At 57.5% G+C, this 20,221-nt stretch carries 20 protein-coding genes; 13 read left to right on the forward strand and 7 right to left on the reverse strand.

All coding sequences use genetic code 11. The features are described from left to right. Positions 1-133: 133 nt before the first annotated feature. The gene (locus tag Q3Y58_RS07230) at positions 134-967 is read left to right on the forward strand and encodes an aldo/keto reductase (protein WP_319621715.1); all 834 of its coding nucleotides are present in this window, start codon (positions 134-136) and stop codon (positions 965-967) included. Between the two features lie 114 nt (positions 968-1,081). Next, positions 1,082-1,549 (forward strand): YbaK/EbsC family protein, encoded by a 468-nt coding sequence (locus Q3Y58_RS07235; RefSeq protein WP_319621717.1) that lies wholly within the window; start codon positions 1,082-1,084, stop codon positions 1,547-1,549. Between the two features lie 97 nt (positions 1,550-1,646). Here Q3Y58_RS07235 and Q3Y58_RS07240 read toward each other — a convergent pair whose 3' ends face one another. Further along, positions 1,647-1,946, reverse strand: a complete 300-nt coding sequence (locus Q3Y58_RS07240; protein WP_319621718.1) for a hypothetical protein — start codon at positions 1,944-1,946, stop codon at positions 1,647-1,649. Positions 1,947-2,185: 239 nt separating this feature from the next. Between Q3Y58_RS07240 and Q3Y58_RS07245 the strand changes: the two genes are divergently transcribed. Beyond that, a complete protein-coding gene (locus Q3Y58_RS07245) occupies positions 2,186-2,743 on the forward strand; it encodes a sugar O-acetyltransferase (protein WP_413697796.1) in 558 nt (185 codons plus the stop codon). Here Q3Y58_RS07245 and Q3Y58_RS07250 read toward each other — a convergent pair. Next, positions 2,697-3,554 carry a LysR family transcriptional regulator gene (locus tag Q3Y58_RS07250; RefSeq protein ID WP_319621720.1) on the reverse strand — a complete coding sequence of 286 codons (858 nt, stop codon included), beginning with the start codon at positions 3,552-3,554 and terminating at the stop codon, positions 2,697-2,699. The two genes, Q3Y58_RS07245 and Q3Y58_RS07250, sit on opposite strands and share 47 nt — an antisense overlap. A 163-nt stretch (positions 3,555-3,717) precedes the next feature. On the opposite strand from Q3Y58_RS07250, the gene Q3Y58_RS07255 reads away from it, so the two are divergent. Next, positions 3,718-4,557: an SDR family NAD(P)-dependent oxidoreductase gene (locus Q3Y58_RS07255; RefSeq protein ID WP_319621721.1), complete on the forward strand. Its 840-nt coding sequence runs from the start codon at positions 3,718-3,720 to the stop codon at positions 4,555-4,557. A gap of 102 nt (positions 4,558-4,659) precedes the next feature. On the opposite strand, the gene Q3Y58_RS07260 is transcribed toward Q3Y58_RS07255, so the two are convergent. Further along, positions 4,660-5,247, reverse strand: a complete 588-nt coding sequence (locus tag Q3Y58_RS07260) for a hypothetical protein (protein ID WP_319621722.1) — start codon at positions 5,245-5,247, stop codon at positions 4,660-4,662. Between the two features lie 190 nt (positions 5,248-5,437). Beyond that, positions 5,438-6,904, reverse strand: coding sequence for a formate transporter FocA (gene focA, locus Q3Y58_RS07265; RefSeq protein ID WP_319621724.1), 1,467 nt, complete (start codon positions 6,902-6,904; stop codon positions 5,438-5,440). Positions 6,905-7,158: 254 nt separating this feature from the next. Between focA and Q3Y58_RS07270 the strand changes: the two genes are divergently transcribed. Further along, a complete protein-coding gene (locus tag Q3Y58_RS07270; protein ID WP_274219086.1) occupies positions 7,159-8,064 on the forward strand; it encodes a LysR substrate-binding domain-containing protein in 906 nt (301 codons plus the stop codon). A 772-nt stretch (positions 8,065-8,836) separates the two neighbouring features. Here Q3Y58_RS07270 and Q3Y58_RS07275 read toward each other — a convergent pair. Further along, the gene (locus Q3Y58_RS07275) at positions 8,837-9,841 is read right to left on the reverse strand and encodes an alpha/beta hydrolase family protein (RefSeq protein WP_319621725.1); all 1,005 of its coding nucleotides are present in this window, start codon (positions 9,839-9,841) and stop codon (positions 8,837-8,839) included. Between the two features lie 139 nt (positions 9,842-9,980). On the opposite strand from Q3Y58_RS07275, the gene Q3Y58_RS07280 reads away from it, so the two are divergent. Further along, complete coding sequence (locus Q3Y58_RS07280) at positions 9,981-10,247, forward strand: hypothetical protein (protein ID WP_319621726.1); 267 nt, start codon at positions 9,981-9,983, stop codon at positions 10,245-10,247. Positions 10,248-10,400: 153 nt separating this feature from the next. Here Q3Y58_RS07280 and Q3Y58_RS07285 read toward each other — a convergent pair whose 3' ends face one another. Together Q3Y58_RS07285 and Q3Y58_RS07290 are read right to left on the reverse strand one after the other, a co-directional pair. After that, a complete protein-coding gene (locus tag Q3Y58_RS07285) occupies positions 10,401-10,613 on the reverse strand; it encodes a hypothetical protein (RefSeq protein ID WP_274219083.1) in 213 nt (70 codons plus the stop codon). A gap of 632 nt (positions 10,614-11,245) precedes the next feature. Next, a complete protein-coding gene (locus Q3Y58_RS07290) occupies positions 11,246-12,280 on the reverse strand; it encodes an ABC transporter substrate-binding protein (RefSeq protein ID WP_274219082.1) in 1,035 nt (344 codons plus the stop codon). A gap of 236 nt (positions 12,281-12,516) precedes the next feature. On the opposite strand from Q3Y58_RS07290, the gene Q3Y58_RS07295 reads away from it, so the two are divergent. The 7 genes from Q3Y58_RS07295 to Q3Y58_RS07325 all read left to right on the forward strand — a co-directional run bounded on the left by Q3Y58_RS07295 (position 12,517) and on the right by Q3Y58_RS07325 (position 20,073). Then, positions 12,517-12,786, forward strand: a complete 270-nt coding sequence (locus Q3Y58_RS07295; RefSeq protein ID WP_319621727.1) for a hypothetical protein — start codon at positions 12,517-12,519, stop codon at positions 12,784-12,786. A 397-nt stretch (positions 12,787-13,183) separates the two neighbouring features. Next, positions 13,184-13,864: a hydrolase gene (locus Q3Y58_RS07300; RefSeq protein WP_274219081.1), complete on the forward strand. Its 681-nt coding sequence runs from the start codon at positions 13,184-13,186 to the stop codon at positions 13,862-13,864. A 120-nt stretch (positions 13,865-13,984) separates the two neighbouring features. Next, positions 13,985-15,784, forward strand: a complete 1,800-nt coding sequence (locus Q3Y58_RS07305) for an amidohydrolase (RefSeq protein ID WP_319621728.1) — start codon at positions 13,985-13,987, stop codon at positions 15,782-15,784. Between the two features lie 155 nt (positions 15,785-15,939). Then, positions 15,940-17,805, forward strand: a complete 1,866-nt coding sequence (locus Q3Y58_RS07310) for an amidohydrolase (RefSeq protein WP_319621729.1) — start codon at positions 15,940-15,942, stop codon at positions 17,803-17,805. A gap of 15 nt (positions 17,806-17,820) precedes the next feature. After that, the gene (locus Q3Y58_RS07315) at positions 17,821-18,108 is read left to right on the forward strand and encodes a DUF1427 family protein (protein ID WP_319621730.1); all 288 of its coding nucleotides are present in this window, start codon (positions 17,821-17,823) and stop codon (positions 18,106-18,108) included. A gap of 62 nt (positions 18,109-18,170) precedes the next feature. Beyond that, positions 18,171-18,476, forward strand: coding sequence for a GNAT family N-acetyltransferase (locus Q3Y58_RS07320; RefSeq protein ID WP_319621731.1), 306 nt, complete (start codon positions 18,171-18,173; stop codon positions 18,474-18,476). Next, positions 18,460-20,073, forward strand: coding sequence for an MFS transporter (locus Q3Y58_RS07325; RefSeq protein WP_319621732.1), 1,614 nt, complete (start codon positions 18,460-18,462; stop codon positions 20,071-20,073). Before Q3Y58_RS07320 ends, Q3Y58_RS07325 begins: the two co-directional genes overlap by 17 nt. Positions 20,074-20,221: the final 148 nt, after the last annotated feature.

Below are 20,221 nucleotides of genomic sequence, written 5' to 3' on the forward strand. Positions count from 1 at the left end.
GATATCTTAATGTTCGCAAGAAAATCGAACGTGTTCGAAAATTTCGCATTTTGCGGGTTTTTCCCAATTGGCCCGCGGGATTTTGGCGGGTTACGCAGAAGATCAGCTCATATGCACGGGGAAGGAGAGCAGGATGCGCAAGATCAAGTTTGGCAGCGAGCGGGAAGTGCCTGTGCTTGGCATGGGGACCTGGATGATTGCCGAAGGCCGTTCAGACCGCCGGGATGAGATCGCCGTTCTGCGCGAGGGCCTTGAGCGCGGGCTGGAAGTGATCGACACCGCCGAAATGTATGGCGATGGCCGCTCTGAGGAGCTGATTGGCGAAGCGATTGAAGGCCAGCGCGACAAGGCATTCCTCGTCTCCAAGGTTTACCCCTACAACGCCACATTTGATGGGGTTCTGGCGGCTTGTGAACGCACGCTGCGCCGCCTGAAGACCGAGTACCTTGACATGTACCTGCTGCACTGGCCGGGAAGTGTGCCACTGCAGGAGACGATTGATGCCTTCAAGTGGCTGCAAGAACGCGGCTTCATTCGCGATTGGGGCGTCAGCAACTTCGACCCCATGGACATGGAGGAGGTCTGGGCCTGTGATGGCGGGCAGGACTGTGCGACCAACCAGATCCTTTATAACCTGACCCGGCGCGGCCCGGAATTCGACCTGCTGCCGCTCATGGAGGAAAACAACACGCCGGTCATGGCGTATTCCCCTATTGAGCAGGGCCGACTGCTGCGTGATCACAGCTTTAACGCCGTTGCCAAGGAAGCTGGCATGACGCCCGCGCAACTGGGCCTTACCTGGGTACTGCGCCGCGCCAACATGCTCGCCATTCCAAAAGCCAGTCATGTGCTGCGCCTGCGCGAAAACAGGGCCGCTCTGGACATCCAGCTTGGCGACGATGTTCTGGCGCAACTGGATGCCCTCTATCCGGCCCCGACACGGCCCGTTTCGCTGGAAATGCTGTAGGCTCGTTCCCAAGCCCGCCTCAAACTGGAGTTAAACTCAAGCGTGTGCGGGCTTGCGAACGCGGCCCCATGTGGCTATTCCAAACCTCTGTTGAATCCATTACTTGAGGTGGGCATGGCGAAGAAAAGCAGCATGGAGCGGGTAGCAGAGGCGGCGGAAGCAGCTGGGCTTGAGATCACGATCTTGACCATGCCGGACAGCACCCGCACCGCAGAAGAAGCCGCGAATGCGTGCAAGTGCGAAGTGGGGCAGATCGTCAAATCCTTGATTTTCCAGCGGGAAGACACGGAAGAGTTCGTGCTGCTTCTTGTTGCAGGTGACCGACAGGCGGACCTGGAGGCCGCAGCGACCGTTGTTGGTGGACCGCTGACACGGGCAGATGCCAAGCGCGTGCGCAAGGAAACCGGCTTTGCCATTGGCGGTGTTGCCCCGATTGGCCACATGTGCCCGGTCGCCGTTTACATGGACCCTGCCCTGCTGAACCACGAGGTTGTTTGGGCGGCTGCAGGCGCACCCAACGCCGTTTTCTCCGTGTGCCCTGCCAAGCTCAAGGCCGCCGTTGGCGCGGCAGTGCTGGCCTAGAGCGCGCGCACCCCTTCATGGACGGGTGCAGGCGTGCCGTTGTCAAAGGTTGTGCCATGAGGGGCATGGGGGGCAAGGGAACACAAGGGCCGCCGGTTCAGCCCCAAATGGCCAGAATGAAGGGGCTGACTCCATAGGCGAAAATGGCAAAGCCAAACATTGCTGCAATTCGCCAGAGCCAGGAGGCTTTGCGCCAAAAATCCATGACCAGGACAAAACAATAGCACGCCAGCGACACCGTAAGGGGGAGCGTCGCGATGCTGAAAGCAATAATGAACTGGGTCCGGGTCCATCCAAAATAGACCCCGAGAAAGCCGGCGACGGCTGGCGGGCACCAAAACAGCAGGGCCCAAACGGCATGCATGTTGTCGCCTTCCGGATCTTCTTTCTCTGCCATGATGCCCCCTAAAAACTGCGCCCAGCATAACTCAACGAGACAACGAGTAAACACGACAAAGCAACCTAAAGCTTTGGTGCCAACAGTCCGGTTGAAGCTTACATGAGTCAAACGGGCGAGAGGTGGCTTGACCAAACGATGGGAGCCGCCATTGAACGGTACATGCGTGCCATTGTCCTCTTGCCTTTTTATGGGGAGCCCTCGACACTTTGCGGTGATCGTCTGCAAGGGGGCAATTGATGCATAGTGAACGGCAGAAAATGGCGGCTGGTGAGTGGTATTGCTGCCTTGATGACGAGCTTGATGGGCTGCGCCGCAGGGCCCATGAAGCAGTGCATGAGCACTGCACCCTCCCCCCACAAGAGCGGGGCTTTATCAGCCCAAAGCTGCGGGCGCTTTTGGGCTCGTCCACCGACAGCACCCTCATCGAAAGCCCGTTTCACTGCTCCTATGGCTTTAACATCCATTTGGGCGCGCAGGTTTATCTGAATGCTGGCTGCACAATTCTGGACAGCGCGCCAGTGCGCATCGGGGACCAGACCATGCTGGGGCCAAACGTGCAGATCTACTGCGCGCAGCACCACAAAGACCCGGAAAAGCGGGTGGCAGGGCTGGAAATCGCCAAGCCTGTGACCATCGGATCTCGTGTCTGGATCGGCGGCGCGGCCGTGATCATGCCGGGCGTGTCGATTGGCGATGAGGCAATCGTGGGCGCAGGCGCTGTGGTGACAAAGGACGTTGCTGAAGGTGCTACGGTTGTGGGGAACCCTGCCCGCCCTCTGACATGTGCTCAATGAGGGCCCGCACCCGAGCTGGCAACAAACGTCGGCTGGGATAGACGGCATACATCGCGCGTTCAAGCGGCTGGGTCTGGGCCACGTCCAGCACGACGGCCTCCTTTTCCAGCATGTCCTCAGGCAACATCGCGACCCCCATTCCCAGAACCATGGCCTGATGAACAAGGTTAAGATCGTCGAAGAGGTGGGTAATGTTGGTGGGCTTCAGCACCTCGCCATTTTGCAAGGTCCAAGACTGCCGGGCCAAAATGGCGGGCACGGCAAGCAACCGCTCGCGAGAAATCGGGCCAAGTAGCCCATGCTGTTCAGCGAAGCCACGCCCTGCGCAAAAGGCATAGGGCACGTGCCAAAGCTTGCGCGCGACCAGCGTCGAGTCCGAGAGCGGCCCGAGGCGGAAAGCCAAGTCAATGTTATCCCGCACGAAATCCAGTTCAGCCGTGGTGGTCGTAAGATCAACCTGCAGCTCCGGATGACGGGCGGCAAAGGCAAGCAACCTCGGCCCAATAGTGGTGCGGGCTGCCAACGGCGGCGCCGTGAGGCGAAGTATGGGCCGGGCGCCCTCCGAGAACACGCCAGCCACGTCTTGCAGCTGTTCAAACGGCGTTTGGCACCGGTCCAGCAAGCGGCGGCCCTCTTCAGTCAACCGAACCATGCGGGTTGTGCGTTCGAACAGTTTCACCCCCAAGTGCGCTTCCAGCTCGGCAATTCGGCGGCTGACGCGGCTTGCTGGAATGGCCGTGCGTTGCGCGACTTTGGTGAAGTTCAGCTCCTGCGCCAACACTACAAACAGCGCCAAATTGTTATAGATCATTATTCTATCATTGCATCAATACATTCTATTTTGCACCATTATCATTATTTCGCACAGATGTCATGTTGAGGGCACCACAGGGCGCGCTTCGAACGGAAAAACACGGCAAAAGACTGCGGTTCCGGACGCTGCGCTTTCCTGACCCATCGCGAAAGGAAAAAGCATGACACGAGTTGCACTTGTCACCGGGGCCAATCAGGGCCTTGGCCTCGCTCTCGCCCGCGGTTTAGCGCGCCGACTTGAAAAGAATGATATTGTTTATCTATGCGCGCGAAACGAAGACCGCGGCTTAGCCGCTGTGGCGTCACTCGGCGAAACACGCGCCGCTGTTAAGCTGGGCCTTCTGGATGTTACCAAACCGGAGAGCATTGCCAATTTCGCTGCGAAGCTCCAAGCGGACCATGGCGGCATTGACATTGTGGTGTCCAACGCCGCCGCACGCATGGTGAAAGACCGCCCCCAAGAAGAACAAGTGCGCCAGCTCATTGCTACCAACAATCACGGTTCGCGCGCACTGCTGGGTGCGTTGTGGCCGCTTTTGAACCCCAAGGCCCGCTATGTGATGGTTGCCAGCGGGTTTGGCCGTCTATCCCTGCTGCCTTGCACTTTGCGCCCGCTGTTCGATACGAACACGCTTTCCTTTGATGACATTGAAGGCACTATGGACGCCTATGTGGCTGCCGCGGAAGCGGGAACGGCAAAAGCCGAAGGCTGGCCAGAGTGGATCAACGTGCCCTCTAAAATCGGGCAGGTAGCTACGGCACGCATCGCTGCGCGGAAAATTGCACAGGAGCGCCCAGAAGCCAACATCATGTTCAACGCGGTCTGTCCGGGGCTGGTGGACACGGACGCCTCCCGTCCATGGTTTGACAACATGGATGAGGCACAGAACCCGGATGACGCGGCACGTGCCATACTGGATCTGGTGCTTGCATCACCTGAGCAGGACTTGCCGAAGGGCGAGCTGGTTCAGTTTGGCAAGGTTTTGCCGTGGCTTGACTGACCGGCCCCCGCGCTGCTGCATTAAACCCAAAAGACAGGCCACCAACCGGGGCCTGTCTTGCCGTTTGAGGAGAGTTTGGAGCGCGAGGTGCGCGGCCAATGGCTAACTCAAGCGCCAGCCCTTGTTCTTGAAGCCTTGTGCGGAGTTGGTTTGCATGGTTTCAACATCGATGATGTAACCCGGCAGCTTCAGTGTGCCGCCAGTGGTGGTTTCAAACTCCAGATCCATGTCAAAAACACCGCCGAGCTTCTTGATGAGGGCTTGGCCGCCGCCTTCAACACTGCCGGAGGAGATGAAAATCCTTGTGACCTTTGGGTCCTGCTCCAGCGCACGGGTCGCGGCGACAAAGCACAGCATATAGCCCAGCCCTTCCCCCGTCGGGTTGGTGGTCATGTAACCGAATTGGGCCCACATATCGGCGGGCAGTTGGGCCTTGGCATCATCAAAGTCGATTGTGGTGGTAAAGGACACCGAGGATTGGTTGTCGGTATCGCCGTTGAAAACCCCAACCAGCCAGTCCCCATCCTGACTGACCTTGAAGGTGTTTTCTTCACTTTCGAAATTCCACGGCATGGCACGAACCCCGTCTTCGGCATAATGGCTGTTACAGCCCTTGACGCCAGCACAGACGGCTTGTGAAGCGGACCAGCGGCGAGGCGGGGGCTGCAAAGCTGCTTCATCCAGCCGCATTGCCCAAAATTCAACTTGTGATAGGTGGCGGCGTCATTGCGTGTGCGTAATGCTCACGCCCCAATGCAAATAACCCCCCGGACCTTCCAGCCGGGGGGTTAGACCAATCCACGGCCCTTCCAAAACCGTGGACATGGTACCTCTGGTTCCTTAAGTGGAGACTTGGGCAGTAGGAACCAGAGGATCTCTCTTAGCTGGCAATGGCTTCCTTCTTGATGCCGTCCAGCACGTTGATCTTTTCGCCGTATACCGGGCGCAGGGCCTTGACCACATCCATCCGGGTTACCAGACCAATCACCGTATCGCCCTTCATCACAGGGTACTGGTGTGGGCGGCTGACGATGGCTTCCTTGGCCCGTTCTGCCAGTGGCTGGGTGGCAAGGCGTGTGGCATACCCCATGCCGGTGGTTGGGTAGAGGGTTTCCTTGTCGATGCTGAGGTATTCGGCCAGTTGAAGGACGCTGTCGCCTGCTTCAACCGTTTCCACTTCCCGGCGCATCAAGTGCTGCACCTGACGGTCGGTGTCGGGCATGTAGTCCTGCACCCACAGTTCAACCAGGACATCTTGAACAGAGAAGAAACCGAGAAGCTGCTTGTCCTTGTCGACAACAGGAGCACCATTGATGTCGTTGTCGAGCAGAGTGTCGAGGGCGGTGCGCACGGGGAGATCAGGTGCCAGAGTGATCGGTTCAGCGTGCATGATGTTTTCGATGAGCAGGTTGTCTTTAAGCATTTTGATCTCTCCTATCGTGGCCGCCTTCTTGTCGAACAAGCGCGTGATTTGGACCTCAGGTTGTTTCGGTTTGGCGAACTGGTAAATCCGCCAATTGCTGAGGCCGACAAGCACGGCGCCCCCAACGATGTTGCCCAGTGTCACGGGGATCAGGTTCGCGACAATGAAGTTGTAAAGCGTCAGATCACTGTATTGGCCGGGCGTGGCCCCTACGGACTGCCAGAACTCTGGTCCCGCGAAGTTCTGGATCGTGATACCCAGCGGCACCATGAACATGTTGGCGACGCTGTGCTCAAAGCCGGTGCTGACGAACATGGCCACTGGCAGAACAACCATCATGGCTTTTGTCAGCATCTGCGTGGAACTGAATGTCATCCAGATTGCCAGACAAACCAGCATGTTACACAAGATGCCGAGGGCGAATGCCTGGGCCGGCGTGTGGTGCAGTTTGTGCTGGGAAATGTTGAGTGCATTTAAGCCCCACTGCCCGTGGTCCAGTTGGTAAAGGCCTGCCATGGCAACCAGCAGAAGAAGCAACATGGCCCCGAAGAAGTTGCCGACATATACCTTGGCCCACCCTTTCAGCATCTGAAACGAGGTGATCTGCCGGTTGGCTCTGGCAATTGCAGAGAGAACCGAACTGGTGAACAGTTCCCCCCCGCAGATGACCACCAGAATGAGGCCCATGCTGAACGCAAGCCCCCCGGCCACCCGGGTCAGTCCCCACCCCAGGGCCTCACTGCCCGTGGTGATGGTGATGTAGAAGACGAACGCGAGGCCAATGAACACTCCGGCCATGACAGCCAATCCAAGGGTCATGGCGGTCGGTTTTGAGGTTTTGGAGGAAGCGTAGTGTTCTGCCTGCTGCATCATCTCCGATGGACTGAACTGGGAAAGTTCAACCACTTTCAAGTCAGATGCCATACAGGTCTCCTTCGTTTTTTAGAGAGCCTGTGCGACGCTTGGACTTTTGAAAAGCTGCGTACATAACTCTTTGATCTCCTTCGGTTTTGAGCCCCATTTGCGTTTGGGATGACCTCAGTTAGCCGGATGTGACCTGCCGAGTAAAATTGATTGTTTTTCGGAGTGGATTCAGTAAAATTGATGTGCTGTTCAATCCCCTCACCGAGCGTCCCGCCCTATGCGGAAGCCATTCGGGCAACTAGGAAAATCAAGAAATGCGCTATTCGTTGAAGCAGCTGGCTGTGTTTGACGCCGTTGCAAGCAGCGGCAGCGTCAGTCAGGCAGCTGATAAGCTGGCGTTGACACAGTCAGCGGCCAGCATGGCGTTGTCACAATTGGAAAAAACACTGGGCCGCCCCCTGTTCGAACGACAGGGGCGTCGGTTGGTACTCACTCACTGGGGTCTGTGGCTGCGCCCCCGCGCAAAGCAGCTTCTGTTCGATGCCAAGGAAATTGAACTTGGCTTTTACGATCAACACCTTATCAGCGGTGAGATCTCCGTTGGGGCCAGTCAGACCGGCGCCGAACACCTGGTACCGGACCTTATCAGTAATCTTGATAGGGAGTTCCCTGAGTTACGTATCAATCTGGAGGTGCGAAATACGGAACGTGTGACCCAAGGGGTACGCGAGTTCCGCTATGATCTGGGCATCATCGAGGGGCGCTGTGATGACAGCCGCCTGCAGCAGGAGGTCTGGTGTCACGACCACCTGGTGATTGTGGCTTCAAAGCACCATCCTTATGCGGCTAACGAAAGAGTAAGCCTGACCCAGCTGGAACAGGCCAAATGGGTGCTGCGCGAACCCGGCTCTGGTACACGTGCCATCTTCGATGCAGCGCTGTTTGGCGTGCTGGATGATCTGGACGTCTGGCGTGAATATGAGCACGTGCCAGTGCTGCGGGCGTTGATCTCCAACGGCCCTTACATCAGCTGCCTGCCCTATATGGATGTGATCCAGTACATCGAAAGCGGCGAGTTCGTGATGCTCAATGTGCCGGAGATCAAAATCGAGCGGATGTTGTCCTTCGTCTGGCGGACAAATGCCGAAGAAAACCCGCTGAAAGACGTGATTTTGCGCGAGGCGAAGCGCATGATTAAGCAAAATCCCATCAAGATGTAACAGCGGCAGATTATATCAGGATAACTGATAGTGATCACGCGCAACTATTTGATATATCAATACAAGTTCTCTGAAGGACAGAAAAACCTAATTATCTATTTGATTTAAATGAACTATTTGCCGCTGAAGCCGGGCTGTTTCAGCGGCTTTGTTTTGCGGCATCTGTGAAGTGAAGCCGCAAAAGCATCGTATTTCCTGCGCTCCACCGGCAGGCATCAGAGATCAGCAAGGCACCTATCTAATTGACTATAATGGTGGTTTTTTTGAGTCTTAAGCAAGTGACGCAGCGCCACCCCCTAACTGGGCGCGGCTTCCAGTTTTGTATCAGTTTTCCTGATTTGAACTTCCACCTTTAGAGATATTTCACAGTACGCTAACCCGTTGAATCCTCGTGTTTTTTCTACGGGAAATCGACTAGTTTTGGCCCGGCGCTGCAACACGCATGACGTGTATAAACCGAAGAAAAGCGCATGAAATCGGCGAGGCTCGTCTATCAGGAAAATAGATAGATCCATAAAGATCCGTTATCTATCTGACAGATATAGAGGATTCGGCGCATGGCATGACAGCAAAACACCCATGCCCGCCTGTTTGGAACCAATAGAAAAAAACGCAGCGGCTCGGGCCACTGCGTTCTGCATTTCATCAGGTTTTTTGAAAGTCACCTTCAAGGGTGCTGCTAGATTACCCTACGAAAGTTGAGAGGTCTTCCAAAAGGGGGAATTATCTCGCCCAAACAAACGGTTTTATGGGAAGTTCCGCCTGAGAGCGCTTAAAGGTGCTGCTTGAGATAGGCCGCGACCTCTGCCTCAATCTGCCGATGCAGCGCCGCCCGGTCCACCTCTGGCGCGTCCTGGCAGATCAGGGCTGCTTCTGCGGCAATGGCAGGTGGGCATGGGTCAATGAAAACGAAGTGCCTGCCGGGCACGGTATGCGCCGTGGCCAGATCGCCAAGACTGGAGGACACCAGCTCCGCGTTGACTTGCGCGGGCATCAGGCTGTCGTTCTCAGGGCGATAGAGCAGTACCGGAGCCTGAACCCTTGCCAGACCAGAGCCGTCGAACATCATGGCATGAGGATCAAACAACACCACGGCCTTCAGACGCGGGTCTGCGATGGGCTGCCATGTCTCCAAGGCGCGTTGCGCATCGGCGCTCATCAGCCAGCCATCAGATCCGCACGAGCCCACGTCGGCCGTGCCTTCCCCCGCACAATAGGCCGCCGCAGCGGCAAAGTTGGGGCTGGCCCCAGCAAGCACCAGAGCAGTGTACCCACCCGCCGAGTAGCCAATCATGCCGACGCGCTCGGGATCAATGGACGGTGCGAAGCGCTCATCCGCCAACATACTGCTGATGACGCTTCTCGCCTCCTCAGGCCGTTGACGGAACACTTCCGAAAGGGGCTGAGGGGGCATGCCAAAAGCATCGCCCTTGTGGGTTGGCGCCACAACTACAAACCCGTTGCGAGCCAGACTGGCTGCAAGCTGCCGGTGGGCCAACGGGTCCGATTGTCGTCCGTGGGAGATGACCACCAGCGGAAAGGCCTCGCGCGTTGATACCGCGCTGTCGCGTACCGCAGCAATCTGGAACGGCCCCAAAGACCACGGCTCCCCATGCTCTTCGGTTGGGTACCACACCAACGCGGTCAGCGGCTCGTTGTCGGTCTGCACCATGATGCGCGTGACGCCGGCGTTGAAATTCCCCTCCTGCGCGCCCGCCAATTCAGGCGCGACAATCAGGGAGAACAGAAACGGGAAAATGCTCAGAAACTTGGGCACGGGTTCACTCCAGTTCACTGCGCGCCGCCAAACGAGGTGCCGCGGTGAAACTTAAAAACTAAAGAAACGCTTAGGTGTCGGAGGGGTCTGCGTCCGACGCGCTGATATGTTCCAGTAGTTTTGCCAGAAGCCCACCCAATTGTCTCTGCTCTTTTTCGGAAAGCCCGGCAAGCCCACGCTTTTCGTTTTCAATGTGCCGCGGCAAGACCCGCTCCATCCTCTCAACCTCTTCCTGGGTTCAGCGCAGGATGAGCCTGCGGCAGACCTTGGGGCTGGCCGGCGTGAGTTCGCACGGAGCGCGGGTGCCTCGGCGGCGAATGTACACTTTGTGGAACTGGAAGGGTCTGCGCATGCGTCCAATATGGGCGGCGCCGTGGCCTTCACCTGCGCGCTGATGCAGTTTTAAAGGCCTGAAACTAGAAAAACCTCCGCTTCCGGGGAGGCTCACATGGGCCAAACAGGGAAGCTGAGGTTTTTTTGTCGGAAGGAAGCTGTCTGTTTCAAAGGGCCCTGATCGGGCAGACACTTTTCCTTCTTATAAGCTCTGAGACGAAGGCGATTAGCCCAGTTCAGAGAGTTCGCGCTTCAGAGCAGCACGGGAGCGGCCCATAGCAGCCAGAGTAACATCATCCATCTTCAGCAGGGTCTGTGCGACCTGACGCTGAGCCTGCATTTCGCGAGCACGGATTACACGAGCTACAAAGCGGGACAGACCAGACTTATTTTCAACGTCGGAGCTCAGAGCGCCATCAAATACAGCAGTAATAGACATTTCGTATCCTTTCGTTTCCCTCTCGGGTGGGGGAGCTTGGCGCTTTTCTTGGGAGCGCCTTTTCGCTACACCCTGAATATGGACGAATGGCTTACGGATAAAAACAGACCGAAACGCAGTTCCGTCATGCGTTTCACGCATAGTTAACCTAAAATACCACCAATCTCGAGCACGTCGATGCATAGCTCACGCTAGCGGAATACGGATATTATCATTTATTTTCAGTAGGATAGGCCATAAACCCGTTGTCATGGGCACTTCATAATCGATTATCAGGAACCCTATGAGGCGTGAGGGGCGCTGACGGGAAAGGCGCAAAACCAGCATGCCCTGCATGAAACGCAGCTCTACCCTCCACCCAACGCAGAGCTGAACCCGTGATATTGCCCGAAAAACAGCCAAAAACGATGACCTACGCCCAAGTGGGGCGCACGCGCTGAGCGCTCCGGCCACGCTCCCGGCACGCCGCCGACAGACTCACCCCACAACATCGCGGCTCAGCCCCCCCTTTGAACAGACACAAAAAAGGCCCGCGCCCTCATGGAGGCGCGGGCCTGTTTGTCTCTTCAAAGCTCTCACAGGGTGCTCAAGCGGCACACGTTTGAACCACGCCCGTGGGAGAGCCTCTGAGCTTAGCTTGCGTTCAGAGCAGCTTCTACGCGCTCTTTAACGTCCGCTGGAACCCAAGATGCCCATGCATCGCGGTTGTTCTTCAAGAACTCGACTGCCGCCTCATCCGTGGACGCACCAGTGTCCTGCATGTAAGCAAGAGCCTTGGAGATGTCCGCGCTGGTGGTTTCGTAGTTCTTCAGGAACTCAACGATCTGTGGTGCACTCTCAGCAAACTCGGTGTTTGCGTAGGTGTAGATCTCGGTCAGTGGCGTTTCCACCGCAGCCTTTACCTGAGTTGGATCGCTTTCTGCGTTCATGGCGTCGAAGATTTCCTGATCGAACTCAGGCTCTTCGAGCTGTACCAGCTGATCCTGTACCTTACCCAGAACCCAGGTTGGGCCCCAGTAGTAGAATACGATCGGCTTCTTGCGCAGGATGCTGGATTCGATGGCTGCTGCCATGGATGCACCGGTACCTGGGCGGAAGTTCACGAAGTCATCCGTCAGACCGTAAGCGTGCATCTTTTTGGTGTTGACCACCTCACAGCCCCAGCCTGGTACGCAGTTGTAAAAGCGGCCCATGCCTGGCTCTTCAGGATCGGCAAAAACTTCCTTGTACTTAGGCAGATCGTAAACAGACGTCAGACCCTTTGCTGGCGCATCTTCGCCCTCAACAAGGTACTTCGGAATAAACCATGCCTGAAGCGCATCCGGGAAGTTCACGCCCAGATTCACAACCTTGCCGGCTTCTTCAACTGGTGGCAGGGCATCGCCAAGCACGCTCTTCCAAACTTCCATGGTGACGTCAATGTCACCACGCACCATGCCGTTCAGCATTGGAATGGTGGAGCCTGGAATTGAGTCCGTCTGACAGCCGTAGCCGTTTTCAAGGATGAACTGCGCAACGGAGTTGTGGAACGCGTTAGAGTCCCAGTCCAAGCCAGCAAAAACAACCGGACGATCGATCTCACACTGAGCCTCGGCAGCGCCTGCGGGAGCAACTGCGAAGGCAGCAGACAGGGCAATACCCGCGGCAGCTAACTGAATGGATCTCATGTAATAACCTCTTTCGTGTCCAATGAAAAACAAGTGCCTTATACTCGAAACAAGTAATTTTGTAAAACAGCAGTGATACATCATGGGATTTGAGAGAAATAAAAACCTATTCAAAACAGCCCCATAATTCAAATAGTTCGAAGCATCTTTCAAGTATATAACTATAAATTTAATCGATTTTATTATCATCTCACGGAATGATGCGCATGATCATGTATTACATTGGATTTTCTCGAATGTTTCTTTACGTTTTACGGCGCAAGCACTTGTTTCTGCAAGAAAACGTCAAGCAAAAAAAAATTCCAAAAAAAGTGCCTGCCGCACCGGATAACGAAGGGTCACCTGCGCGATTCTCTACCCATTTTTATGAGGTTCCGCCACCTGAGGATGGCCTCCTGAAGGAGGTGCATCTGGTGCGCGCATTCAGAATGAGAAATTCAAACCGCGCATGGAAGCAACGAAATTCCCTTTATTTTTCTGAAGGATCGCTTCCAGCATATGCATAGGTAAGCCGCCTCCCGAGCACGGAAGGTGAGGAACGCACACCCAACAAATACTTGCCCCATCGTCAACAATGACTTGGCTATCATGGCTCTCCGCGAGCCAACAGATGAAAACTACTGTGCAATCGCCAGAGACCCGACGTCAGCTACGCAAAGCTACGATCTCTGCATTGTGTACATTCCCATTTGCACCCCCTTATCGTTCATTAAAAGTGAACAGTGTGGCCATTCTTTACCTGATTGTCTTGGCGCCAAATCCGCAGATATTAGGGTCATCACGCAGGGAACAACTGACCACCGGGCGCTTCAATCCAGCCTGGACCGTCAACCAAACAGGGCTCTGCCACAGACACACATGCTTAGATCCACCGCCTGAAAGCGGCACACAAGGAGACCGGAAATGTCCAATAAACTGGAACTGCTGACCCCTGAAAATTCCCAGATCATTTTCATCGATCACCAGCCTCAGATGGCATTCGGCGTTCAGTCCATCGACCGCCAGACCCTGAAGAACAACACAGTTGGTCTCGCCAAGGCCGCGAAGATTTTCGACCTGCCAGCGACCATCACCACGGTTGAGACCGAAAGCTTCTCTGGCCACACCTATCCAGAGCTGCTCTCTGTGTTCCCTGATGCGCCGCTGCTGGAGCGGACCTCCATGAACTCTTGGGATGACCAGAAGGTGCGCGACGCGCTGGCCAAGAACGGTCGCAAGAAGGTGATTGTTTCCGGTTTGTGGACCGAGGTCTGCAACCTGATGTTCTCTCTCGATGCGATCCGCGAAGGCGGCTACGAGATCTACATGGTCGCAGACGCTTCCGGTGGCACCACCAAGGAAGCACACGACTACGCCATGGAGCGCATGGTGCAGGCGGGTGTCATTCCAGTCACATGGCAGCAGGTTCTGCTTGAGCTGCAGCGCGACTGGGCCCGCAAGGACACCTATGATCAGGTCATCGGCCTTGTTCAGGAACACTCCGGCGCCTACGGCATGGGCGTAGATTACGCCTACACCATGGTTCACAAGGCCCCAGAACGCGCTGAGCACGGCCCCAAGCTCGACCCAGTTCCAGCCAAGTAAGGCTGAACAAACAGGACAGACCGGCCCCCAAAAACAAAAACAGCCGGTCTGCCCACCCCGAACTCCTGACAATAGAAGCAATCACAACTGACCGCACCGCGTGCGGCTGGAGCCTTTGCTATGCCTATTCAACGCCGCCAGTTTCTTGCGGGCACCGCTGCCCTTCTGGGCTCTGCCCCTCTTCATTCAGCCGTTGGCCAAACGACCGACGCCTATGCTGACCTCGTTGTGCTTGATGGCCGCATCACCACAATGGACCCCAACCGCCCGGAAGCCACGGCACTTGCCGCCCGTGATGGTAAGTTCATCAAGATTGGTGACGAGGCGGATGTCACGCCCTTGATTGGCCCGTTCACGCAGGTGGTGCGCGCCAACAAGAAGCGCATCATTCCCGGCCTGATCGACAGCCACACCCACTCCATTCGGGGTGGCGTAAACTACAATCTGGAAGTTCGCTGGGACCATGCAGACAGTCTGGAAGAAGCGCTGCACCTGTTGCGCATTCAGGCAGAGCGCACGCCGGAAGGTCAGTTCATCCGCGTTGCTGGTGGCTTCTCAGAGTTCCAGTTCAAGGAAAAGCGGTTGCCAACCGTGGCGGAGCTGGACAGCGTTGCGCCGAACCATCCGGTCTTGATCCACTACCTTTACAAGATGACGCTGCTGAACAGCCGCGCGATCTCATACTTCGGCTATGACAAGGAAGGCCACCCAACCTACCCGGGCGGCGTTATCGAAAAGGATGCGAACGGCGATCCGACCGGCCGTCTCATTTCCGCACCGTCCGGCCTGCTCATGTACAAGACCCTGAGCCAGGCCCCGAAGCTGTCGATCCGCGACCAGATCAACTCCTCCATGCAATACATGGACGAGCTGAACTCCATGGGCATCACCTCCGTGTCTGACGCCGGTGGCGGCGGCATGGAATTCCCGGATGCGGACCCATATCAGGTCATCAACCACATGCACCGCGAGGGTCTGCTGACCACGCGCATCGGCTACCACACCTTCCCGCAGGTGAAAGGCCGCGAGTTCGAACACTACCAAGACTGGACCGACCGTTTCACGCCGGGTGAAGGCGATGACATGCTGCGCCTCATCGGTGCAGGTGAGAACCTGTCATGGGCTTCCTACGACTTTGAGATCTTCGGCGAAGAGCGTCCGGACATTGACCGGAACGCGGAAGAGATCCAGCACAAGATCATGACCTTGCTGGGTGAAAAGGGCTGGGCGTTCCGCCAGCACATCACCTACGACGAGACCGGCGATCGCCTGTTGAAGGTCTATGAAGATGTCAAACGCGGCGCGGGCCTCGTGGATGGCTGGTTCGTTGACCACGTGGAAACCTTCTCTGAGCGCAACCTTGAGCGCATTGCAGAGCTGGGCGGCGGTGTGGCGTTGCAGAACCGCTTGCAGTTCCAGGCAGAGGACTTCGTCAAGACCTATGGCATGGAGAAGCTGAAGAAGACGCCAAACTTCCGCTTTATCATGGACCTTGGCATCCCAATGGGCGGCGGCACGGACGCAACCCGCGTGACCTCCTATAACCCATGGTACTCCATCCAGTGGATGGCCACAGGCCTGTCGCGCGGCGGCATGCGCATGTACGACGATGACAACCTGCTGACCCGTGAAGAGGCGCTGCGCGTCTGGACCGTTGGTTCTTCCTGGTTCACCGGAGATTCCGGCAAGAAGGGCGCCATCACCGAAGGCCAGCTTGCAGACTTTGCCATTCTGGATCGCGACTATTTCGCGGTCACAGACGCGGAAATCGCACGCATCACCTCTGCCCTGACCGCAGTTGGTGGCCGTGTGGTCTACGCCAAGGATGAGTTTGCCACGCATGACCTCAGCCATGTGCCACCCGTGAGCCCGAACTGGTCACCGGTGGTCACCTTTGGCGACAGTCGCGACGCCAAGTAACCCGGATGACGGCACCTTTCAAAGCTGGTGCCGTCGCCCCCTCTCTTTCATGAGCGAGTAGACTACGAACATTGACGGTAGCCCGTGTTGGGGAATGCAGGCCACCGCTTTTCCTCGGCGCTCCTGAGAGCCGACAGAACAACGGAAGGAATAGCATGGCCGACGTAGACCTAATCCTCATGAACGGCAAGGTGACCACACTGGATCCGCAGCAACCTGCGGCGCAGGCACTTGCTATCAAAGACGGCCTGATTGACGCTGTCGGTACAAACGAACAGATCATGCGCCTTGCCCGTGAGACCACCAAAGTGATCGACCTTCAGGGACAGCGCGTCATTCCGGGCCTCAACGACAGCCATACCCACCTCATTCGCGGCGGCCTTAACTACAACATGGAGCTGCGCTGGGAAAACGTGCCCTCTGTTGCCGATGCCCTGCGCCTCTTGAAAGAGCAAGCCGACCGGACACCTGCCCCGCAATGGGTGCGTGTTGTGGGCGGCTGGTCGGAGTTTCAGTTCGCCGAGCGGCGCATGCCAACGCTGGATGAAATCAACGCAGCGGCTCCAGACACGCCGGTTTTCATTCTTCATCTCTATGGGCGCGCCCTGCTGAACAAAGCGGCGCTGAACGCGCTTGGCATCACCTCTGACAGCCAGAACCCTCCCGGTGGCCTGATCGAAAAAGACAGCCATGGCCGCCCAACAGGCATGCTGATTGCCAAACCGTCCGCACTCATTCTCTATTCAACGCTGGCTCAGGGCCCAAAACTCCCGCTTGAAGACCAGATCAACTCCACACGCCACTTCATGCGTGAACTTAACCGCCTCGGGGTAACCTCCGTGATTGATGCGGGCGGCGGCGGCCAGAACTACCCTGATGACTATGAGGTTATTGAGCGCCTTCGCAACGACGACCAGCTGACCCTGCGAATTGCCTACAATCTGTTCGCGCAGAAGGCGGGCGAGGAGCTGAGCGATTACGAACGCTGGGTGGCCATGACAGAACCGGGCGCTGGTGATGCGTATCTGCGCATGAATGGTGCCGGTGAGAACCTCACCTGGTCTGCCGCCGACTTCGAGAACTTCCTTGAGCCACGGCCGGATGTGGCCCCGCACATGGAACAAGAGCTTGAACCCATTGTTGAGTTGCTGGCAACCAACAAATGGCCGTTCCGCATCCATGCCACCTATGACGAAACCATTGACCGGTTCTTGAGCGTCTTTGAACGCGTCAATGGCCGCACTCCATTTGAAACGCGGTTCATTATCGACCACGCAGAAACGGTGTCCGAGCGCAACATTGAACGCATCAAGGCTCTGGGCGGCGGCATCGCCATTCAGCACCGCATGGCGTATCAAGGCGAGTACTTTGTTCACCGCTATGGCGAGCGCGCAGCAGAGGCAACACCGCCTGTCACCAAGATGCTGGAGATGGGCGTGCCGGTCGGTGCGGGCACGGATGCGACCCGCGTCGCCTCCTATGACCCTTGGGTGGCGCTCTACTGGCTCACCACCGGCAAGACCCTTGGCGGCATGCGCCTTTACCCGGAAGCCAACACGCTGGACCGCGAGACCGCCTTGCGCCTCTGGACCAACGGCTCGGCGTGGTTCTCTGGCGAGGCGGAGCAAAAGGGCACTCTGAGCGCAGGCAAATACGCCGACCTTGCGGTTCTTTCTGCGGACTATCTCACGGTTCCTGCGGAGGAGATCAAGCAGATCAGCGCTGAATTGACCGTTGTGGGCGGTCGCATTGTTTATGCCAGCGGCGCGTTTGCGAGCTACGATCCGCCGCTTCCGCCAGCCAGCCCTTCATGGTCTCCGGTGCTACATCTGTCTTCGCCGGCACAGCGCGAGGGTGTCTATGCACCGCCGCAAGCAATGGAACGGGCGTGTCATGATGGCTGCTCGCACGGCTGCGGCCTCCATGGCCACCAGCACCAGATCGCTTGGGCCACCCCTATTCCAACCAAAGACCTCAAGAGCTTCTGGGGCGCGCTTGGCTGTTCGTGCTTTGCGGTCTGATAAGGAGAGCCGGAAATGAACGCGACCCCCTATCTGGTATCGCTCGGCATCGGGCTTGGTGTTGGTGCGCTTTATGCCTTGCTTGGCACACGATCCCCGGCGCCGCCGGTGATCGCGCTGCTGGGCCTTCTGGGCATGTTGGTTGGAGAAACAGCGGTCTCGTGGGCGCGAGACCAATTGACTGTCGATCAAGCTGCGGCCGAATGCCTGCACGCAAAGAGCTATGCCACCGGTTGCAAGCCTGCAGCACCGGCATCTCCGCAGCAGCTCTCCGCGACCGATCAAGGTTCGAAGGAAAGCTGATCCGGCCCTATGGTCTTGAAGTCAATGGCGGCTTTATCCGCTCCCGCCACAAGGAAACCGCAATGTCCACCACAACACCCGTTCATATCACCCGCGAAACCACCGAGACCAAGGGGCAGTACATCGCCCGGGTTGATGGGATTGCCGAACCCGCCGAATTGACGTTCTCAATTGCCAGCGAAAAGCTGGTCATCGCCGATCATACCGACGTGCCTGACAGCATGCGCGGCATGGGCGTTGGCCTTCAGCTTGTTGAGCGCCTCGTGGCCGATGCTCGCGAAGGAAACTACAAGATCCTGCCACTGTGCCCCTTTGTGAACGCGCAGCGCAAAAAGCACCCGGAGTGGGCCGATGTCTTCCAAGGCTGACCCCGTCACCCCTGCGCCGAAACCGGGCGCTTGGGCCCCTTTCTCCCACAGTGCGTTTGCCGTGCTGTGGGGGGCAACCGTCATCTCCAACGTGGGCACATGGATGCATGAGGTGGGCGCGGCCTGGCTCATGACCACCTTGAGCCCAAGCCCGCTGATGGTCGCATTGGTGCAAGCAGCAACCACATTGCCGGTGTTTCTGTTTGCGTTGATTGCCGGGGCCCTTGCAGATCTGGTGGACCGGCGCAAGATCCTGCTTCTGGTCAACATGCTCATGGGCGGCACCGCCGCCCTGTTTGCGGTGCTGGTGGCTCTGGGCGCGATGACGACGAGCCTGTTGCTCATCTTCACCTTTCTGTTCGGCACCGGCGCGGCCTTCATGGCCCCAGCGTGGCAGGCCATCGTGCCTCAGCTGATCCCCAAAGAGCAGCTTTCCTCCGCCGTGGCACTGAACTCCATGGGCATCAACATCAGCCGCGCGATTGGCCCGGCGCTCGCCGGTCTCCTGATCTCGCTGGTGGGCCTTGCCGCCCCGTTTGCGTTGAACGCCTTGAGCTTTATCGCCATCATCGGCGCTTTGCTCTACTGGCGGCCCGAAAACAAGGCCGAGAAAACCCGTGTCATCAAGGAGCCTTTCATTCCGGCAATCCTGACCGGCCTGCGCTATGCCTTCAACAGTGTGGCCCTTACCTCCACGCTGGTGCGGGCAGTGGCGTTCTTCCTGTTCGCCAGTGCCTACTGGGCCATGCTGCCGTTGATCTCCAAGGACGTTCTGCAAGGCGGCCCAGATCTTTACGGCGTGCTCATGGGTTTGGTGGGCGCAGGTGCGGTGATGGGCGCGCTGTTGCTGCCCTCCATACGCGCGCGGCTGGACGCAGACCAAACGGTGATGGCCGGTTCCCTCGGCACCGCTGCCGTGCTGATCGCCTTCGCCTTCATCCCATCGGTGTGGGCCGCTTATGCGGGCGCTCTGCTGGGTGGCCTGTTCTGGATCTCCGTGCTTTCCAGCCTCAACGTATCGGCACAATCTTCCTTGCCGGAGTGGGTAAGGGCCCGCGGCCTTTCCGTTTTTCTCACCGTGTTCTTCGGGTCCATGGCCTTGGGCAGCGTGGTCTGGGGGCAGGTCGCCTCAAGTTTCAGCATTCCTGCTGCGCTCGCAGTTGCGGCATTGGGCCTTGCGTCCTGTGTGTTCCTGACGCGCAAGTGGCACCTGACCGCAGCAGGCGACCTCAACCTCGCCCCCTCCCTGCACTGGCCGGCGCCCGTTGTTGAGAGCGACGTGGAACATGATCGCGGACCGGTGATGGTCACGCTGGAATACACCGTGGCCGAGGGCGATCAGCCCGCATTTCTGGACGCAATCCAGCAGCTCGCCAAAGTCCGCCGCAGAGACGGCGCGCTGGATTGGAACATCCTGCAGGATGCAGAAGACACGCAAACCTGGGTGGAGTACTTCATAGTGCCAAGTTGGCGGGCGCACCTGTTGCAGCACGACCGAGTGACGCATGATGACCGGGCCATTCAAGACGCGGTGAACGCCCTGAACCGGGGCCGCGGCGGGCCCAAGGTCCGCCACCTTCTCGCTGCTGATCTATAACCTGAAACGCCCCGCCTTGTCTCAAAGCGGGGCGTTTTGCGATTGCTGAGCGCTGAGTTTTAGCCACAAGCATAAAAAAAACCGCTGAATCTACGCGGTACTGCCTAATCTACACTATTGAAATTCATGGAAATTCTGACAGGCTCTG

It is taken from the genome of Nesiotobacter zosterae, assembly GCF_033843645.1.
In the GTDB taxonomy this organism is placed as follows: domain Bacteria; phylum Pseudomonadota; class Alphaproteobacteria; order Rhizobiales; family Stappiaceae; genus Pseudovibrio; species Pseudovibrio zosterae.

What these genes read in the sequence shown, in the direction of transcription:
- Q3Y58_RS07230 (WP_319621715.1), top strand. Translation starts at nt 134, where the DNA reads ATGCGCAAGATCAAGTTTGGCAGCGAGCGGGAAGTGCCTGTGCTTGGC.
- Q3Y58_RS07235 (WP_319621717.1), top strand. Translation starts at nt 1,082, where the DNA reads ATGGCGAAGAAAAGCAGCATGGAGCGGGTAGCAGAGGCGGCGGAAGCA.
- Q3Y58_RS07240 (WP_319621718.1), bottom strand. Translation starts at nt 1,946, where the DNA reads ATGGCAGAGAAAGAAGATCCGGAAGGCGACAACATGCATGCCGTTTGG.
- Q3Y58_RS07245 (WP_413697796.1), top strand. Translation starts at nt 2,186, where the DNA reads ATGCATAGTGAACGGCAGAAAATGGCGGCTGGTGAGTGGTATTGCTGC.
- Q3Y58_RS07250 (WP_319621720.1), bottom strand. Translation starts at nt 3,554, where the DNA reads ATGATCTATAACAATTTGGCGCTGTTTGTAGTGTTGGCGCAGGAGCTG.
- Q3Y58_RS07255 (WP_319621721.1), top strand. Translation starts at nt 3,718, where the DNA reads ATGACACGAGTTGCACTTGTCACCGGGGCCAATCAGGGCCTTGGCCTC.
- Q3Y58_RS07260 (WP_319621722.1), bottom strand. Translation starts at nt 5,247, where the DNA reads ATGCGGCTGGATGAAGCAGCTTTGCAGCCCCCGCCTCGCCGCTGGTCC.
- focA (WP_319621724.1), bottom strand. Translation starts at nt 6,904, where the DNA reads ATGGCATCTGACTTGAAAGTGGTTGAACTTTCCCAGTTCAGTCCATCG.
- Q3Y58_RS07270 (WP_274219086.1), top strand. Translation starts at nt 7,159, where the DNA reads ATGCGCTATTCGTTGAAGCAGCTGGCTGTGTTTGACGCCGTTGCAAGC.
- Q3Y58_RS07285 (WP_274219083.1), bottom strand. Translation starts at nt 10,613, where the DNA reads ATGTCTATTACTGCTGTATTTGATGGCGCTCTGAGCTCCGACGTTGAA.
- Q3Y58_RS07290 (WP_274219082.1), bottom strand. Translation starts at nt 12,280, where the DNA reads ATGAGATCCATTCAGTTAGCTGCCGCGGGTATTGCCCTGTCTGCTGCC.
- Q3Y58_RS07295 (WP_319621727.1), top strand. Translation starts at nt 12,517, where the DNA reads ATGTTTCTTTACGTTTTACGGCGCAAGCACTTGTTTCTGCAAGAAAAC.
- Q3Y58_RS07300 (WP_274219081.1), top strand. Translation starts at nt 13,184, where the DNA reads ATGTCCAATAAACTGGAACTGCTGACCCCTGAAAATTCCCAGATCATT.
- Q3Y58_RS07305 (WP_319621728.1), top strand. Translation starts at nt 13,985, where the DNA reads ATGCCTATTCAACGCCGCCAGTTTCTTGCGGGCACCGCTGCCCTTCTG.
- Q3Y58_RS07310 (WP_319621729.1), top strand. Translation starts at nt 15,940, where the DNA reads ATGGCCGACGTAGACCTAATCCTCATGAACGGCAAGGTGACCACACTG.
- Q3Y58_RS07315 (WP_319621730.1), top strand. Translation starts at nt 17,821, where the DNA reads ATGAACGCGACCCCCTATCTGGTATCGCTCGGCATCGGGCTTGGTGTT.
- Q3Y58_RS07320 (WP_319621731.1), top strand. Translation starts at nt 18,171, where the DNA reads ATGTCCACCACAACACCCGTTCATATCACCCGCGAAACCACCGAGACC.
- Q3Y58_RS07325 (WP_319621732.1), top strand. Translation starts at nt 18,460, where the DNA reads ATGTCTTCCAAGGCTGACCCCGTCACCCCTGCGCCGAAACCGGGCGCT.